Annotated in this window: 15 protein-coding genes; 10 read left to right on the forward strand and 5 right to left on the reverse strand. The window is 50.4% G+C overall.

What is annotated here, in order from left to right; all coding sequences use genetic code 11:
- The first annotated feature begins 152 nt into the window (after positions 1 to 152).
- The 5 genes from J3491_RS04575 to J3491_RS04595 all read left to right on the forward strand — a co-directional run bounded on the left by J3491_RS04575 (position 153) and on the right by J3491_RS04595 (position 6,331).
- A complete protein-coding gene (locus J3491_RS04575) occupies positions 153 to 2,117 on the forward strand; it encodes a DUF294 nucleotidyltransferase-like domain-containing protein (protein WP_207969337.1) in 1,965 nt (654 codons plus the stop codon).
- 33 nt (positions 2,118 to 2,150) lie between these two features.
- Complete coding sequence (locus tag J3491_RS04580) at positions 2,151 to 2,756, forward strand: 3'-5' exonuclease (RefSeq protein ID WP_207969338.1); 606 nt, start codon at positions 2,151 to 2,153, stop codon at positions 2,754 to 2,756.
- Between the two features lie 167 nt (positions 2,757 to 2,923).
- Positions 2,924 to 4,945 (forward strand): D-alanyl-D-alanine carboxypeptidase/D-alanyl-D-alanine-endopeptidase, encoded by a 2,022-nt coding sequence (locus J3491_RS04585; RefSeq protein ID WP_243456123.1) that lies wholly within the window; start codon positions 2,924 to 2,926, stop codon positions 4,943 to 4,945.
- Between the two features lie 38 nt (positions 4,946 to 4,983).
- A complete protein-coding gene (locus J3491_RS04590) occupies positions 4,984 to 5,499 on the forward strand; it encodes an ABZJ_00895 family protein (RefSeq protein ID WP_100749046.1) in 516 nt (171 codons plus the stop codon).
- A gap of 298 nt (positions 5,500 to 5,797) precedes the next feature.
- A complete protein-coding gene (locus J3491_RS04595) occupies positions 5,798 to 6,331 on the forward strand; it encodes a DUF421 domain-containing protein (RefSeq protein ID WP_100749045.1) in 534 nt (177 codons plus the stop codon).
- A gap of 47 nt (positions 6,332 to 6,378) precedes the next feature.
- On the opposite strand, the gene J3491_RS04600 is transcribed toward J3491_RS04595, so the two are convergent.
- Positions 6,379 to 6,825: a DUF2147 domain-containing protein gene (locus J3491_RS04600; protein ID WP_100749044.1), complete on the reverse strand. Its 447-nt coding sequence runs from the start codon at positions 6,823 to 6,825 to the stop codon at positions 6,379 to 6,381.
- 214 nt (positions 6,826 to 7,039) lie between these two features.
- On the opposite strand from J3491_RS04600, the gene rlmH reads away from it, so the two are divergent.
- Both rlmH and J3491_RS04610 read left to right on the forward strand, forming a co-directional pair.
- On the forward strand, positions 7,040 to 7,528 hold the full coding sequence (rlmH, locus tag J3491_RS04605; protein WP_075102579.1) for a 23S rRNA (pseudouridine(1915)-N(3))-methyltransferase RlmH: 489 nt from the start codon (positions 7,040 to 7,042) through the stop codon (positions 7,526 to 7,528).
- Positions 7,529 to 7,611: 83 nt separating this feature from the next.
- Entirely contained in the window at positions 7,612 to 8,502 is an 891-nt protein-coding gene (locus tag J3491_RS04610; protein ID WP_100749043.1) for a DODA-type extradiol aromatic ring-opening family dioxygenase, read from the forward strand.
- Between the two features lie 51 nt (positions 8,503 to 8,553).
- Here the strand turns inward: J3491_RS04610 and J3491_RS04615 are convergent, their stop codons facing one another.
- Both J3491_RS04615 and J3491_RS04620 read right to left on the reverse strand, forming a co-directional pair.
- A complete protein-coding gene (locus tag J3491_RS04615) occupies positions 8,554 to 10,047 on the reverse strand; it encodes an amidase (protein ID WP_207969340.1) in 1,494 nt (497 codons plus the stop codon).
- A 257-nt stretch (positions 10,048 to 10,304) separates the two neighbouring features.
- On the reverse strand, positions 10,305 to 13,601 hold the full coding sequence (locus J3491_RS04620) for a DNA translocase FtsK 4TM domain-containing protein (protein WP_207969341.1): 3,297 nt from the start codon (positions 13,599 to 13,601) through the stop codon (positions 10,305 to 10,307).
- Between the two features lie 553 nt (positions 13,602 to 14,154).
- Here J3491_RS04620 and trxB point away from each other — a divergent pair.
- Genes trxB through J3491_RS04635 form a run of 3 tightly spaced genes read left to right on the forward strand, consistent with a single transcriptional unit; the run spans position 14,155 to position 16,431 of the window.
- A complete protein-coding gene (gene trxB / locus J3491_RS04625) occupies positions 14,155 to 15,177 on the forward strand; it encodes a thioredoxin-disulfide reductase (RefSeq protein WP_207969342.1) in 1,023 nt (340 codons plus the stop codon).
- A complete protein-coding gene (gene aat / locus J3491_RS04630) occupies positions 15,178 to 15,972 on the forward strand; it encodes a leucyl/phenylalanyl-tRNA--protein transferase (protein ID WP_207969343.1) in 795 nt (264 codons plus the stop codon).
- A gap of 21 nt (positions 15,973 to 15,993) precedes the next feature.
- Positions 15,994 to 16,431 (forward strand): MerR family transcriptional regulator, encoded by a 438-nt coding sequence (locus J3491_RS04635; RefSeq protein WP_075102583.1) that lies wholly within the window; start codon positions 15,994 to 15,996, stop codon positions 16,429 to 16,431.
- A gap of 62 nt (positions 16,432 to 16,493) precedes the next feature.
- Here J3491_RS04635 and rimI read toward each other — a convergent pair whose 3' ends face one another.
- On the reverse strand, positions 16,494 to 16,994 hold the full coding sequence (gene rimI, locus J3491_RS04640) for a ribosomal protein S18-alanine N-acetyltransferase (protein WP_075102584.1): 501 nt from the start codon (positions 16,992 to 16,994) through the stop codon (positions 16,494 to 16,496).
- A 121-nt stretch (positions 16,995 to 17,115) separates the two neighbouring features.
- The coding region (locus J3491_RS04645; RefSeq protein ID WP_481133191.1) for an EF-Tu C-terminal domain-related protein at positions 17,116 to 17,304 on the reverse strand (189 nt) is incomplete at its 5' end.

The following is a 17,304-nucleotide window of genomic DNA, read 5'->3' on the forward strand; positions in this document are numbered from 1 at the left end:
CTCCTTAGCCTGAGTGATACACAGAGCGGCTGTTTTTATAACCATCAACACCCTTTAATAACCATGATGGGATACTGGTTATTAAAGGTTTTTTGGTTAAATAGTGCTATAGTAAAATAGACTGTCGCAACGATGCCATCAAGGATGATGCCATGCCCCATCTTGATTTTACCCAGCCGCCTTTTGATGTGCTGAGCTTGGCTGAGCGCCAAAGCATCAGAAAACACACCAAAATCCGCTACCTTGCCAAAGACGAAAGCCTACCTGCAGACGAGATGTCATACTTATATGTGGTCATCAAAGGCCAGATTGAGCAGTTATTGGCAGGTCATTTTGTCGCGGCCTACTTGGGTAGCAATCACTCAGATGAGCCCAATAACAACGACTGGTTTGACAGCCGCCGCTTGCCTGAGTCCTCCAACACACCGCAGCTATCAGCGGCCTCAGACGCGCAGCTGACGGACGAAGACAGACAGCGTTATCAGTTTCGCGCCACCGAGGACACGTTACTGCTACAAGTTAAGGGTGCAGCGGTCGATAAAATCAGCGCACAAAATCACCTGGTGCGGCAAATGCTCTCCGACAAACTGCCTGAGCGGCTAAAAGCCCTGCAGCAGCGCCGCAATCATAAACCTGCTGTCCATGCCGCCTACGATGATCAGCAAGAAGTACAGCAGATCATGCTGCAGCCGGTCATCGATGTCCGTTTACTGCCTGTACATATCGTCGATGCTGATACCAGCTTACATGAAGCGGCGCGCACGATGACAGATGCTGGATTAAAGCACGTACTGGTGCGAGCACCTACGCATCGACTGGCCATCGCAAACGCACAACATGGCATCGATGCGACACTGGGTATCTTGACCGATAGCGATATTTGCCGCGCGGTCAGTGAGCAGCGAGACCTTACCACCACGCCATGCCAGCGTTATGCTAACTTTAATCTACGTACCATCAAGGCGAGCGATGAGATCGGTGATGCGCTGCTGACCATGACGCGTTACCGTATTCATCGCTTGCCTGTCATCAATCACCATGGTGCGGTAGCAGGTGTGCTTGGCCAAAGCGACATGCTCGCGCATATCAGCCACCACTCGCAGCTCATCAGTATTCAAATCGAGCAAGCCCAAGATTTTGGCAGTTTGGGCACAGCCGTCGAGAGGATAGGACGCTATATCCGTGCCCAGCATCAAAACGGGGTAAAAATCGGTAACATCAGCCGCATGGTACAGACCTTGAACGCTCAGGTATTTACCAAGCTATGGCAACTGCTCGTCCCTGATGAGGTGATGAGTCACACCTGTCTTATCGTCATGGGCTCCGAGGGCCGCGGCGAGCAAATCATGCGCACCGACCAAGACAATGCACTGATCATCCGTGATGGCTATACTCATCCGGATTTGCCGCAGTTTGCGGCGCGCTTTAATGAGCAGCTGGCGCGACTTGGCTATCCGCTATGTGACGGCAATATCATGATGACCAACCCGATGTGGCGACAGCCATTACAACAGTTTAATGCTCAAATCAGCTCATGGTTTAAAAACACCGATCCCATGCACGCCATCTACTTGTCTGCCATTCTCGATGGCGAATATGTCTGCGGTGATGAGACGCTCTTGCAGCACGTTCGTCAGCACCTCAAGGCCGCGCATCGACGCTCAGACCCTATGTTTGTGCGCCAGTTTGCGCGGGCAGCGCTACAGTTTGGTGATATCAATCAATGGTGGCAAAAGTTTGTACCATTATTAGCAGGTAAAAGCGCCTCGCAAAATATCGATCTAAAAAAAGCAGGGATTTTTCCGTTAGTACACGGTATTCGCGCCCTCGCTCTAGAAAACGATATCTTGGCCGTCCCTAGCAGTAAAAACCGCCTAAAGGCCTTGGTCAAGGTGGGCGCATTGACCCAAGAGCGGGCTGACACATTGTTAGAGGCGCTGGAGTTTTTTATGGCGCAGCGGCTCTCTGTGGCGCTCTCAACCGATGACAAACATGCACGGCAGGTCAACCCCATGACGCTAACCGCGCTTGAGCGTGATTTATTAAAAGAGTGTTTGGCCGTTGTCAAAAGCTTTAAAAACCAGCTGCGGCAGCATTATCAATTAGAGATTGCCTAGAGCGGCGCAAACAGCAAAGATAGAGTACAGAATATGAGCTGGCTGACCCAACTATCATGCAAATGGCAAAAAATGCAGCTGCAGCGTCCTGAGCTGACGGCGATGTTTGATCAGCCTGCCGCTGAGCGGTGGGTGGCACTCGACTGTGAGATGACGGGGCTAAACCCCAAAAAGCACCACCTGCTATCGGTGGCCGCTATTCATATCGATGGGTCTAGCATCGATACGGGCAACGGTATCCATCTGGTCTGTCGCCCGCCCGTCATGCCTGACCGCGACACCATCGTGATCCATGGACTACGTACCGCTGATGTCGAGCATGGTATGAGCTATGATGAGATGCTAGCGCGGCTATTGCCCTTTATCGGTAACCGTCCGATTGTAGGGTTTTGTCCGCAGCTCGATATGGCATTTTTAAATCCATTGGTAAAAGACTACATGGGCACCACCTTGCCCAATAAAGTCATCGATATTCGGCACTTATACAGTCGGCGTATGAGTGGTCAAACCCAAGGGCTCTCCAGCCAAGCGCAGTGGCTGACCAATATCTTAGCGCATTATCAGATTCCTGACTTGGGCGCTCATGATGCCTATAATGATGCCACCATGACCGCCATGGCGTTTTTGCATGTGCGCTAGAGCGTGCCATCAGCTATCGCCGATACGGCAAGACCCTACAGAAAATAAATACCCTGCATGAATGCGCGAGACTGATACATGCCCTTGATAATCAACACGCCCCATCTACGCGAAAAGCGGAACTCATGATACCATAGGCTATTTTTGCCACCTGATGAATGATACTCATGCAATCCACCTCCACCCCCCATTATCATGACAAGCCTTCTGCCTTTGATACGTCGCCGCACGCTGCGGTTGCACCGTTACGACTGCATCGACTTGGCAGGCGCTTTGTCAGGCACTTGGTCAGACAAGCATTATTGGCCACTGCGCTGACGGCACCGCTTGTTGCCCAAGCGGCGCTACCAGAGGCCATCCAAACCGCATTGTCACGTGCAGACTTGAGCGCCGCCGACATCAGTATCGTCATCACACCAGTGGGCGACAAAAACGCCAGTCACTTACCAGCGCCTATCAAAGTCACCGACAGCCAGCATCCAGCAGAGCGCTCAAACAACGCTGCCAGTTACCAAAGCACGCTTGTGACGATAGAAAAACAAACCATCCAAAAGTATGAGCGGCAGCTACACGCTTATACCGACGACCCTTCTACTTATCAAAGCTTAGAGAGCATTCCTACCCTACCGTCAGAGGCCAAGTGGCCAAATACCAAGATGCAAACAAGCCAAGACAGTAGCACCGACGATAGTAGCGTCAATGACGGCGCGGGTGTCGAGCAAAAAAGCACCGCACATACAACGACCAAGATAGCTTTTTCACCCTTACTGAGTCATCAAGCTCAGGTAGCGCGCACCCCTGCCAGCACCATGAAGCTGGTGCCGAGCTTTATCGCGCTAGATACGCTTGGTGCGGATTTTGTCTGGCATACCCGCGTCTATCATACTGGCGTGATCATCGGCGAGCGCCTGTATGGCGACTTGGTGCTACAAGGCAGCGGCGACCCAAAAATGACGCACGAGCGCCTACAGCAGCTGCTCTATCACGTGCAAGCCTCAGGTATTCGTCATATCGACGGTGATATCATCGTCGACAGCACAGTGTTTGATAAGGTGGGCAAAGACCCTGCCGCCTTTGACAACGCACCATTGCGTCCTTATAACGCAAGCCCTGATGGTTTTTTGGTCAATTTTAGTACCATCAGTATCAAAAGCTATCCGCTGGACACTGACCGCGCGCGACTCACCTACACGCCGCAGCTGGCCGATTATCGACTGCCCACCACCATAGCCACTCGCTCAGCGAGCTGTGGACAGGCGCGCTATAGCCTTGCGCCAGTATGGCAAGCCAGCCAGCTGGTGTTTCATCAAAACTTGCCAAATAGCTGCCAAGAGCACGCATTTTATGTGGCTTATCCTGATGCCAAAGACTTTGCCGCGCGGGTAATAAAGGCCAAATGGCAAGCACTGGGCAATACCCTGACAGGCGATGTAATCAGCCGCGAGACGCCTTATAATGCGTCATCTCATAAACAGCCAAAAACAGGTTTGCGCGCGCTACCGATTTCACCGCTGCCACAGGTCAGCTATCCGTCGTTAAACTTGGCTCAGCAAATCCACGACATCAACCATTTTTCAAACAACGTCATGACTGAGCAAGTGGCATTATCCATTGCCGCTTACGCCCCGCCATCTGAAATTAAGACGACCGCGGCTGACATTGCTACAACCACTCAGACTGCCGTGAGCAAGCCAAAAGGACAAGAAAAAGCAGAAGGCAACAAGACGAGTCTCTATCAGTTTGGCAGACCTGCGACCACCAACTATCCGGTAGCCCTACAGACCATCAACCAGTGGTGGCAACACCACCTAGACACGCCTGCGCCGTATCTGACCAACGGCTCAGGCCTGTGCCGTGACTGCACGATCACCGCGGCCAACCTAAACGAGCTGCTAACCTACGCCTACGATCACCCAAATTTTGACGCTTATGTCAACTCGCTCGGTATCGCTGGTGTCAGTGGCACCATTAGCGCGCACAGTGCCCGCTTGCCTGAGTCAGCCGCCATTGGCCGCGCTTGGATTAAGACAGGTACGCTCAACAACGTTACCTCCATGGCAGGCTATGTCAAAGGCCTATCGGGGCAAGACTATGTGGTCGTGGGTATCATCAATAGCGAGCAAGCGCTCAATGCTTATACGGCAAGACCCGTACTCGATGCGATGCTGGACTGGACCGCGCAGCACTAATACGGCGACTCTCTTTTTTATCTGAATAAGGCGCGCTTATGTCACGCAAAACCACCAATCTCAATAAATCCAGCCCCGCTACCGCCCCTCACGGACTGGTCACGACACGCGCGAGCACTCAGCCTCAGCTGCCGCCATACATTGGATACTTTGCGATCGGTTATGTACTGGCCAGCGCCCTATTTATGCTGATTCAGACCAAACTGGCATTAAATGCACAGCTGGTCACCGTCCTATCCATCATCCTTGCCGCCTATATCGCAGTCAGCAAGTTTGTTAAACATCAGCAGCGCGCTCTTTACAAAGACGAAATAAACCGCTTGATGCTGGGCGGTATCATGGTCGTCTGGCTATTGACGGGACTGTATTTTTTAGCGTTATGGTTTTTGCTGTTTGACGATATCAGCCGTGAGGTTTTGCTGGCGATGACCAAGCAGCAGCCATTACCCTTACTCTCTGCGCTAGTGATGATCGTGGTGCTGTCACTGGTCAGCGCGCGCATCAGCATCTGGGCATTTAACCGCCTACTCGATCCTGCGCCCAAAACCCTATAAGACGTTTTAAAACCCTAAACGACCCGACAGGACTCTGTTCACTTAAAGCACGATGACATGCTGAGCCTACGCCGATAGATGCTATGCAAAATAAATACCCGTAACATATAACGGCGTGGCACATGCTATCTTGCCTGTCAGTTTATTTAGGGTTGACTATATGAGTGACTTAAAAAAACGCTGACTATACACGGTGCTACAAAGTTTTTTTCTATTGCTGAACAAAATCCGTTAGGCTAAGGTAAACGCCTACTGTATTAAGCGACTTGCTTTGGTATTTTCAATAGGAGCTAGCTTTATGGACATGATTTTTTTTGACAATATAGACAAGCTTGGCCGTATCGTGTTGACGACCGTCATGGTGTACGTCTTAATCGTACTGGTGACCAAAGCTTCAGGCAAACGCTCCACCTCGCAGCTCAACAACTTTGATTGGATCGTCACGGTGATGATCGGGTCTTTGGGTGCCAGTACCATCTTGCTCAAGGACATTCCGTTTATCGAAGGGGTCTCCTCGATATTGGTGCTTTATCTGTTGCAGTTTTTGGTCACCAAATACGCCTCGGTATCACCGCAGTTTAGCAACTTTATTTTATCAGAGCCGCGTATCGTCTTTTATCAAGGTCAGTTTTTGCCAGATGCCATGCGGTCTGAGCGCCTGACTCGTCAAGAGATAGAATGTGCGATGCGCTCTCAAGGTATCAACGACTTCGATGATGTCGAAGCGGTGGTCTTTGAGTCTGACGCCAAGCTGACCATTATCCCCAAACCTACAGATGACCCGCAAAGTACAGAGAGCACTATCTCGCAAACCATTAAGCCTTTGATGTGAGGGGTTTTGAGGTGACCGGTTTTAAGGAGAATGGTACAGTAAGCATTCTATTTGATGCGTTGCCACGTCTGTGAACGGCCAAACAGTGGCGTGCCGACATAGCCGCGCAGATCAAGACTTTGACCATTGTCACTCAAGGTGATTTTTCCTGAATACACTTTGCCAGACTCAGGATCGACCAACTTACCATCGCTCCATTGGTTGCTGCCTTCTGCCTTGAGGCCGGTCAAAATCTGCAAACCTTCCACTGGCTGGTTTTTAAGATTACCAGGACATTTAGTACAGACGGCTTTGGCCTTTTCTTTGTCGAGCACTTTAATAATTTTACCTGAGACCTTACCACCTCTTTCGTTTAGCTGAATGATGGCTTTTTTCTCCCCTGTTTTGTCATCGATGGTTTGCCACTGCGTACCATCTAGTGAGGCCGCTTGCGCAGATATGGACAATAAAGCTCCTGCCATAAGGGTGAGGGTACTTGCTGTAATACGGTTCATGAACGACTCCTTTCGTTAAAAACGGTCTACCTGAATGTGTAGTCACATAAGTGAGAACTAAAAAACAAATAGAAAGAACAACTGTTTGTCAAACGCTAGTAAAGCACAAAAAAAAGCAAGGTAAAAGGCTTGTTTGTTACAATATCTTAAGCGTAGAATTCTTTTGTTACATTCTCTTTTGTTATATTTTTTAATTATCGAAGTGGTACATCATATGAAGGTAAGAATCTTGACCGTGGGCACTAAGATGCCAAAATGGGTACAAACTGGTTTTGATGAGTACTTTAAACGTATTCAGCCCATGCTCAGTACTGAGATTGTCGAGATAGCGGCAGCAAAACGAGCAAAAAACCCTTCTGAAGCCAACCTCGCTCAGTACCGCGAGCAAGAAGGACAAGCCATATTGGCCGCTCACCAAGCATCCAGCCGCGAGCAACTATGGGTGCTAGATGTCAAAGGTAAAATGCTCTCGACAGAAGGGCTGGCAGAAAAACTGGCAGACTCGATGCAGCAAGGCGATGATATCGCGCTGGTCATTGGCGGCGCTGATGGCGTGTCGCCAGAAGTGTTGGCAAAGGCCGATGTTAAATGGTCACTATCGGCGCTGACACTGCCGCATCCACTGGTACGCGTGGTATTGATGGAGCAGCTCTACCGCGCCATGAGCATCAATCACAACCACCCCTATCATCGTGGCAACTAAATACTCACAAGACAGATCAGGCTTTTGGTAGGATAACAGACAGGCAGGATTGAAATATCGCTGCAAGCCCTAATAAACGCTACATGACTCATCCAAAAAACACAGCACCTACTCCTACTACGCCGAGCGCCGAGCAGCAACCATCAGGCAGCCACACGTCAGCGCCCATTAGTGCCGCTGATGCGTGGCCCGATACCTCTACTCTCTCTAAGCACGCAAAGCTGCCTGCGCTATTTGTCTCGCACGGCGCGCCAAGCCTAGCCACAGAGCAGTCAGCGACGACCAGTGCCTTGGCGCGTATCGGTCAGAACCTGCCTGTGCCGCGTGCCATCATTATTATGTCGGCCCATTGGCAATCAGCAAAGCTTGAGATCAGCAGCAACCCTCAGCCAAAGACCTGGCATGATTTTTCTGGGTTTGGCGCTGAGCTGTATGAGATACAATACCCTGCCGCAGGTCATCCGCTGCTTGCCGAGTCACTTGCGCAGCAGCTCACCGCGCGCGGTATTACCTGCAGACTAAACCCCATGCGCGCCTCCGATCACGGCGTCTGGGCGCCGCTCACGCATCTGTATCCAGAGGCCACTATCCCGATCGTACAGATTTCTTTGCCGCAGCATTATGACAGTGTCGCCTGCTATCAGTTAGGGGCGCAGCTGGCGCGTTTGCGTGATGAGCAGATACTGATCATCGGTTCAGGCAATATCACTCATAACTTGCAAGCCTTGCGCTGGGAGGCGGACAGCATCGATCAGAGCGCCAATAGCTTTAAAACATGGCTGCTCAAGCAGCTCAAAACCGACATTCCAAGCGCTCTTGACTGGCAGCGTTATCCCAATTATAAAGACATCCATCCCAGTGATGAGCATCTGTTGCCGCTGTTTTTTGCTTTGGGTGCCGGCCAGCGCGTCTCAGTGGTACATCAAAGTATGGCGCATCATAGTTTAGGTATGGATATTTATCGCTTCGACTAATAAGGTGTCTTAGCTGCTGCGTTTTGACGACGTTGTTTTGAATAGCTTAAGCTACCTCTCAAACGCTGACTTCGTAAACAGCCCTGCACGCTCCATCTCACCTGCGATACTCAACAGCGTCGCCTCATCATTCATCCGTCCAATCAGCTGCATACCAATCGGCAAGCCTTTTTTGCTCATGCCGACCGGCAATGACATCGCGGGCAAACCTGTGACATTACCTAGTAAGGTAAAAGCCATCTTACTCAGCACAGGCTGGCTCAGCTTTTCTATCACGCCTGAGCTAAAGGCGTATTTCCCCATATCTATGCCTTTATTGAGCAGCTCTGCGCTACGCATCAGCATCTCATCCATACGGCTAGGCGGTAGTACGCCATGCTTGACCGCTGGTGTCGGTACGGTCGGACACAAGATCATGTCGTACTCTTCTAGTAATAAGCCTGTCTGATATTGACTGTGATGCCAGCCGTGTTTGGCATGCGCCAAGTCTACCGCTGATAGTGAACGACCCAAAAGCGCCATATTGTAGGTTTGCGGCTCTAGTTTTTTGATATGCTGTGGCCCAAAATCACGCTCGATATTATCGATGGTAAATGCTGTATGGGCGCACACCACAACCATAAAATCATGCCAAAATTGCTCGATATTGATATTAGGCTCAGCAGGCACCACGCGATGCCCCATGGCCTCTAACTGCTTGGCGGTTTGTTCAAGGACCGCCATTACTTCCTTGTCCACCACCGTACCTGCGATCAGCGGCTGCTGATGTAGCGCAATGGTCAGCTGCCGCGGTGCGCGCATCGCAGCCTGCAAAAACGACCCCTCTGGCGGCGCAATGATAAAGGGCGCGCCAATCTCAGCGCCACTGGTGGCATCGAGCATCGCGGCACTATCGCGAACGGAGCGGGTAATCACATGATCGGCGACAGCGCCTTCCCAGCCCTCCCCAAATGTCGGACCCATGGGGTTACGGCCACGGCTAGGCTTTAAGCCAAACACGCCGCACCACGCCGCAGGAAAGCGTATCGAGCCGCCACCATCACCAGCGCCTGCCATCGGTACAATACCGCTTGCCACCGCCGCTGCACTACCGCCTGAGGAGCCACCAGCACTGTAGCTTTTTTTAAAGGGATTATGCGTTGCGCCATGCGCCTTGGGCTCGGTGGTGATGATCAACCCAAACTCAGGGGTATTGGTCTTGCCAAAGGTATTGACGCCAGTGGCTTTCATACGCTTGACGATTTCGCTGTCGTTTTCTGAGACAATATTGACACTACGGCTGCCCATCGTGACAGGCTCTCCCTCAAAGCTAAATGACAAATCTTTGAGCAAGTAAGGCACGCCTGTAAACGCGCCTGCCGGTAGGCCTTGCGCCGCTGCGTGATAGGCACGCTCATCAAAACGATGAATGATGGCATTTAGCTTAGGGTTGAGCTTATTGGCTTGATAGACAGCCGCATCCAGCAGCTCTCTGGCGCTGACCTCTCCGGCATTGACCAATGCCGCTAGCGCTATCGCATCATACTGGGTGTATTCTTTAAACATAACCGAGCTTCCTTGTTCTTAAGTTATTGATCACTTTTAGTATATCGGTTTCATCGCTTCAATAGTAACCACCTTATCGACACTGCTGTGTTCATTTCATACCAGACCATGAATTTATGCTTGATGCTAATACCTATCACTGTGCCGCTTTATGCGGTCAGCTTTGCCAATAACATGACTGCGCTACAAACGCTCATAAAAAAAGCGAGCTACTTACTGTAACTCGCTTTTTATCACTCAATCAAACTCACTGTTCATCACATCAACAACTCACGCTTGCCGCTTTTGCCCATCGAGCTGACCAGCCCAGCCTCCTCCATGGAGTCGACAATACGAGCGGCGCGGTTATAACCGATGCTAAATTTACGCTGAATACTAGAGGCAGATACTTTGCGCGTTTCCATGATAAAGGCGACCGCCTCATCGTATAGGTCGTCGTCTTCACCCGATGCATTGCCAGTACTACCGCCGCCAGGGCTGGATAGCTCAAAGTTCCCCGCCATGTTGTCAATATAGTCGGGTGCGCCGCGCTCACGCCATGCGTCACAGACACGGTTGACCTCTTCGTCACTGACGTAAGCGCCATGCACACGATCCGGCTCAATCTGTCCTGGTCCTAAAAACAACATATCACCGTTGCCCAGCATATCCTCTGCGCCGCCGCTATCCAAGATGGTACGCGAATCGACCTTTGAGTTCACACGGAGGGCGGCTCGCACTGGAATATTGGCTTTGATCAAACCGGTAATGACGTCGACTGACGGGCGCTGAGTGGCGAGCATCAAATGAATACCAGCCGCGCGTGACTTTTGTGCCAACCGCGTGATCAGCTCTTCAGCCTGTTTACCGACCTGCATAATCATATCAGCAAACTCATCTGCGACAATCACAATCATCGGTAATGTCTTAAGCTTAGGCGCTTGGTCAAGACTGACGCTGTCATTGGGTCGCCATAGCGGATCGATGATAGGCTTGCCTGCTTTTTCGGCGGCGGCGACTTTTTTGTTAAACTCGCCCAGCTTACGTACCTTGAGCAGGCTCATGAGCTGATAGCGGCGCTCCATCTCCGCCACGCACCATGAAAGGCTACTGGCCGCTTCGGTCATGTCGGTGACCACTGGCGTCAGTAGATGCGGGATATCATTGTAGTTGGCAAGCTCAAGCTGCTTTGGGTCAATCAAGATCAGGCGCAGCTCATTGGGGGTATATTTGAGGAGCATCGACAGTAGCATGGAGTTGACCAGTACCGACTTACCAGAGCCTGTGGTACCGGCGACCAGCATGTGCGGCGCACGAGCAAGATCGGTGATAATCGGATTGCCACCGATATCTTTACCCATCGCCATGCTGATTTGCGCTTTAGGGTCTTTGTATGTTTCCGTATTGAGCAGCTCTATCAGACGCACCATTTCGCGTTTTTTATTGGGTACTTCGATACCGATATAAGGCTTGCCTGGTATCACCTCGACCACACGCAAAGACGCCATCGATAGCGAGCGCGCCAAGTCTCGCGAGATACCCGTGACTTTACTGGCTTTGACGCCTGGTGCCAACTCGACTTCAAAGCGGGTCACCACCGGCCCTGGTATGGCATTCACCACGCTTGCTTTAACATTGAACTCCTGCAGCTTAATCTCTAATAATTCAGACAACTGCTCAAGCTCTGCGACGGTATAGCTGGGCTTACGGTCAGGGTCTGGCTTGTCCAAGATAGACATCTCAGGTATCGGCGTGAGGCTATTGCGATATGCCGCTGTTTGCATTGAGCGTGACTTTTTACTAAATGCGGCATCGTCACTGATATCTGGCATGACAGCTGCCATCGCCTCTGCACCATCATCATCTGGCATCATATCGGTGATATGATTGCTACTATCACCCTCTGGCACCGCAAAGCTCACCGCAGACTTGGTAGGTGTTTCTGGTGTCAGCGCCTCCACGGTTGGTGCTTGTTTGGGGTTGGCCGGCGGCGTGTTGGTCGGGGTCATATCCGCGGTGTCTGCGATAGAGGTAGCAACCTCTGAGGTAGGCTCTACAGCAGAGGCTTGCGTGGTAGATGCAGAGCTAAGTGATGGCTCGACAGTCTCTACCACTGAGCTATGTGATACGCTTGCTTCTCTTGCCTCTGCCGCTGGTCTACCAGCTGTCTGGCTCTCCATAGATACGGAGCTGGGCGCGGTAGCATCTGGCATGGACACATCATGTATGATGTCATCGACTGCTGCAGTAGCAGGGGTGAGCGTCTCTGCGTGTTCTGCCAGCCATGCCTCAGCCAAGGTATCGACATCGTCAGTTGCCGTATCATCAGTATCGGGAGTCTCTATAGCTGACGCTACAGAGGTCGCCTCATTATCTAGCGTTTCATCACTATTGTCATAAGAGGCGGATACGGTAGATGCTGTCTCAGAGATATCGTCGGTCGTATCTGCCATATAGCTATCGCCATTAACATAGCTATCATCAGCAACAAAGCTATCATCGGTATGGTAGTGCGCCTGCTCGCTGGCCAACAAATCATCCACCGTGCTTGCATCATTCCATGCAAAGCTTGGCTCTACTTTGCGAGTCATCACAGGGGTGGCCGTCGCGACTACATCGCTAGCACTGACCGCGCCACTTTTGGCGACGGCTACGGGGCTTTTCGGCTCGGCGCTCGACTGCGTCGGCATGGCAGGCGACGCTACGCTGTCAGGCGATGTAGTCGCTTTTGCAGCTTGTGTCGCGGCAGCCACCGAAGCTTTGACGCTATCAGCCAGTCCTGATGTGGTCAAAAACTCGGACAACACATTGCCAAATCGGCCACTTTTATCCGCAGACTGTGCGCCATCCGTAGCATCAGCAGTGGGCAGCTCTAATGCTAGCTGCTCGTGCTCTGATGCTGCTGGTGTTTTGAGCGCCTGTTGGTCATCATTGTACCCAGCAGCGCTGTACTGCTTGCTCGCTTGCTCATCAGCGGTCGCCTCTTTGTTTTTGACCCCTGAGCCAAGCCAAGCCAGCGCGGTGATTTTTTGATAAATGCTCAGCCAGTGAATATTAAACGCAAAGGTTGCGGTGATAGTGACAAACACGGTCAAAAACACCACACTCCCCCACTGCGATAATAGCTGCGCCAAACGGGCTTGAAGCTCAAGGCCGATGATACCGCCCGCCACGCCTTCTAGTTCAGTGGCCACAGGATCTGCAACCTGCTGCACCAGCGCGACCAATTGAGCAAACAGCGCACTGGCACTCAATAACAAAAACACATAGGCGACCAAGCGCATCAGCCAAAACGTTGGCTTATTGTCCCACCAAATCAAAATGGACTCATAGACCATAAACGCCAGTAGCCACCACGCGCCAAAACCAAAAAACCGATACAGCAAATCTGACAACCATGCACCAGTTTTACCGCCCATATTGTTGATCGTGGTCATATCGCTGCTGATATGCGACCAGCTAGGGTCATTACCCGTATACGTCATCAAAATGACAAACAGATAAACGGTCAGTATTAACCCAAGCAGGGTAAATATTCCTTTTTTTAAATACTCAATTAGCGGTGCTGATATCACGTAAGATCTGCCTTGTTAATAATACTAAATGGTCGCCAACCCATGATTAACGCTAACCATGCTGGCATAAAGTGCTGACATAAACGGTACCGATCAACCTGTACCAAGATACCGAGCACAGCGGCAATGGCTACTTGTATAAAACAATTATAAGCGCGGTCATCAAAATAGATGACAAGATTACTTAGCCCTTACTGCGCTTGGCATAACTTCTTATAATAACAAATACATAGGGACAGTGGCGACAGTCTTCTTAAGAAAATAAAACAATACACCTTTATCATCACCATTACACCGGATTTGATAAAGACTTGGCCGATTAGCGCCTACCTTTAGCGCCCTAAAATTCAAGGGTTTGATGCTTTGATTGTAATGATACCCATGTTTGCTTTAGCAAACTTGCACTTTTTGCCAACTGCCCTTATGTTATTATCACATAGCAATTAGAAGAAGCATATTTGTAGTCATTTTTGATATTCGTCTTTTATTATATTTATAACTTACATTTTTAATTCGTATATTTTTAATTCGTATATTTAGCAAGGAACAACTCATGGCAACTGACACTACTGCTCCACGTCACGAAAAGCTCATCATTTTAGGCTCAGGCCCTGCCGGTTATGCCGCGGCTGTCTATGCTGCGCGCGCCAACCTAAAGCCTGTCATGATCACGGGTATGGAAGTTGGCGGACAGCTGACCACCACCACAGAAGTTGATAACTGGCCAGGCGATGCGTATGATTTGACTGGGCCTGCTTTGATGGAACGTATGAAGACACATGCCGAGCGTTTCGGTACCGAGTTAGTCTATGATCATATCAATGACGTCAATCTAAACGAACGTCCGTTTCAATTGACCGGTAACAATGGCAGCTACACGTGTGATGCACTTATCATCTCAACGGGCGCTTCGGCGCAGTATTTGGGCTTAGAGTCAGAGACCAAATTTAGAGGTCTTGGCGTATCTGCTTGTGCTACGTGTGACGGTTTCTTTTATAAAGACCAAAAAGTCGCGGTCATCGGCGGCGGCAATACCGCGGTCGAAGAAGCTTTATACCTATCAAACATCGCCTCTGAGGTGACCTTGGTGCATCGCCGCGACAGCTTGCGCTCCGAGAAAATCCTGCAAGACAAGCTGTTTGAAAAAGCCAAAAATGGTAATGTCAAAATAGAATGGAACCATCAGGTCCGTGAGGTCGTCGGTGATGACATGGGTGTCAATGGCGTGGTGATCGAATCTACCGTCGATGGCAGCACCAAAACCCTAGATGCCATGGGTATGTTTGTGGCGATTGGTCATAAGCCAAATACCGACTTGTTCAAAGGTCAGCTAGCTATGAAAGACGGCTATCTTATCGTCAATAGCGGCCTAAATGGTAACGCCACCCAGACCAGTGTCGAAGGGGTATTTGCGGCAGGTGATGTCGCCGATCACGTCTATCGTCAAGCCATTACCTCAGCAGGTACCGGCTGTATGGCCGCCCTTGATGCAGAAAAATATCTCGATGCCATCGGTGAGGCAGATGCTTCTGACCATACCTACGCCTCGACATTGACTGCTGATAAAGAAGCCTAAATGAGTCATCTTTGGCAACAAAACCATAACCCCATCACGCCTGAGACCCTAAAAAGTCTTGGGCGTTATGACTTTCCCGACCCCGCCACCATCGACCCTGATGGCATCGGCATTGTGGCGCTGGGTGGTGATTTGGCCTCCGAAACGCTCATCTCTGCTTATGCGCAGGGGCTGTTTCCTTGGTTTAATGAAGACGAGCCTATCGCGTGGTGGTGCCCTGAGCCACGCTGCGTCATGGTGCCGGCTGAGTATATACCCAGTAAGTCATTGCGCCGTCAGGCCAAAAAAGAGCGCTGGCAACTCACCCTCAATCAAGCGTTTGACGAAGTCATCCATGCTTGTAGCTTACCGCGTAGCAATGGCCTGCCTGAAGGCGAGCATACTTGGATTCATCAAGAGATGATCGACGCTTATGGCAAGCTACACGCCCAAGGCTTTGCCCATAGTATCGAGGTATGGGACGAAACCAACACACTGATCGGGGGACTTTATGGTCTAAAGCTGGGTGGTATTTATTTTGGAGAATCGATGTTTCACCGTGCGTCAAACGCATCCAAGATGGCGTTTTGGGGTTTAATGCGTTTATGCGAGCAAAGTCAGGTTGCACTGGTCGATTGCCAATTGCCAAACGAGCACCTCATGAGCTTGGGCGCCACCACTTTACCTCGTGCTGACTTTTTGCATCAGTTAGATAGCTTGATCGTAAGTGGCGCTGAGCATTGGCACAGTGACTCCCACCAACCGCTAGCAGTCTCACTGCTTGATACAGCACACCCTTGGCAAAGCGGCAAATAGCGCCCCACTTTTGAGATTATTATGGCACTTGATACCTCATTTTTGTTAATTGGAAAACTGGCTGCCAAAGCCAATACCACCAAAGACACGGTCCGTCACTATGACCAGCTAGGCCTGCTCAGATCGCGCAAGCGTCAGGCAGGCTCACGGCTATATACTGAGTTTCATCCTGAATGTGTTGAACGTATTGAGCTGATAAAAAGCGCGCAAGCCATCGGTTTTACGCTCACCGAAATCAGAGACAGCCTCAATGATTATTATGATGGCCAATTAGACATCGACCTACAATTACTCCTCACACAGCAAAAACTGGCACAAGTAAAAAAACAACAAGCCAATATCAATGTCATGGTTGAGCTGCTCACCGAGCGCATCGAGGTGCTTGAGCGCATGAGAGCAGACAGTGACTACAAACCCAACGTCGACGTTTGCAAAAGAAAAACCCCCGCAGACCTGTAAGGCTGCATTGCTAAACGAGCGCATTACATATCATCTACCCATCATTTAAAATCATGAACCAATTATTTAAAATCACTATAAGTCAGCTGCATGATCAGGGCATCGACAGCGGGCTTCTGGGTTAGCTGGTAATAGTTTTTACGCTGATGAATTATCTCAAAGCCTTGCTGCTTATATAACGCAATCGCAGGTGTGTTGTCCGCTCGCACCTCTAATAGCAGGCTCTCTACTTGTTTATCTCTCAGCGCTAGGTGCAACTGCGCAAAAATTTGCGACGCAATCCCGCGGCGCTGATAATCAGGATGAGTGCCAATGCGTAAAATCTCTGCTTGTTCAAAGACGCTTTGATACAAGCAGTAACCTTGCACGACTGCAGCCGACTCTGCTAACCCTGCTGATTCATAAGCGATCAGTAGATGGACACTGTCTTGCTCAAACAAATCAATCATCGCCTGATACGACCACGCATCCTGCGGCTGGACGATAGACTCGATAGCAGCTACCGCTTGCACCACTTCCCTAAAGTTTTGAGTGTCTTTTGACAAATTATGTATTACAGTCATGCCACCCCCTTTTTAATAAACCCTCATAACCCCTACAGCTCCCACAAAAAAAGCCACCCTATAAAGGATGGCTTTTCACTACTCAATACTCGGTGTCAGCTTGCGCTGAGATCAGTATCGCTTAGTTTTTAACGTTAGCTACCACACCAGCACCTACAGTACGGCCACCTTCACGGATAGCGAAACGTAGGCCTTTGTCCATAGCGATTGGGTGGATAAGCTCTACGCTCATCTCAACGTTGTCACCAGGCATGACCATTTCTGTACCGTCTTGTAATTGGATTGCGCCAGTTACGTCAGTGGTACGGAA

Source organism: Psychrobacter halodurans (assembly GCF_017498075.1).
In the GTDB taxonomy this organism is placed as follows: Bacteria; Pseudomonadota; Gammaproteobacteria; order Pseudomonadales; family Moraxellaceae; genus Psychrobacter; species Psychrobacter celer.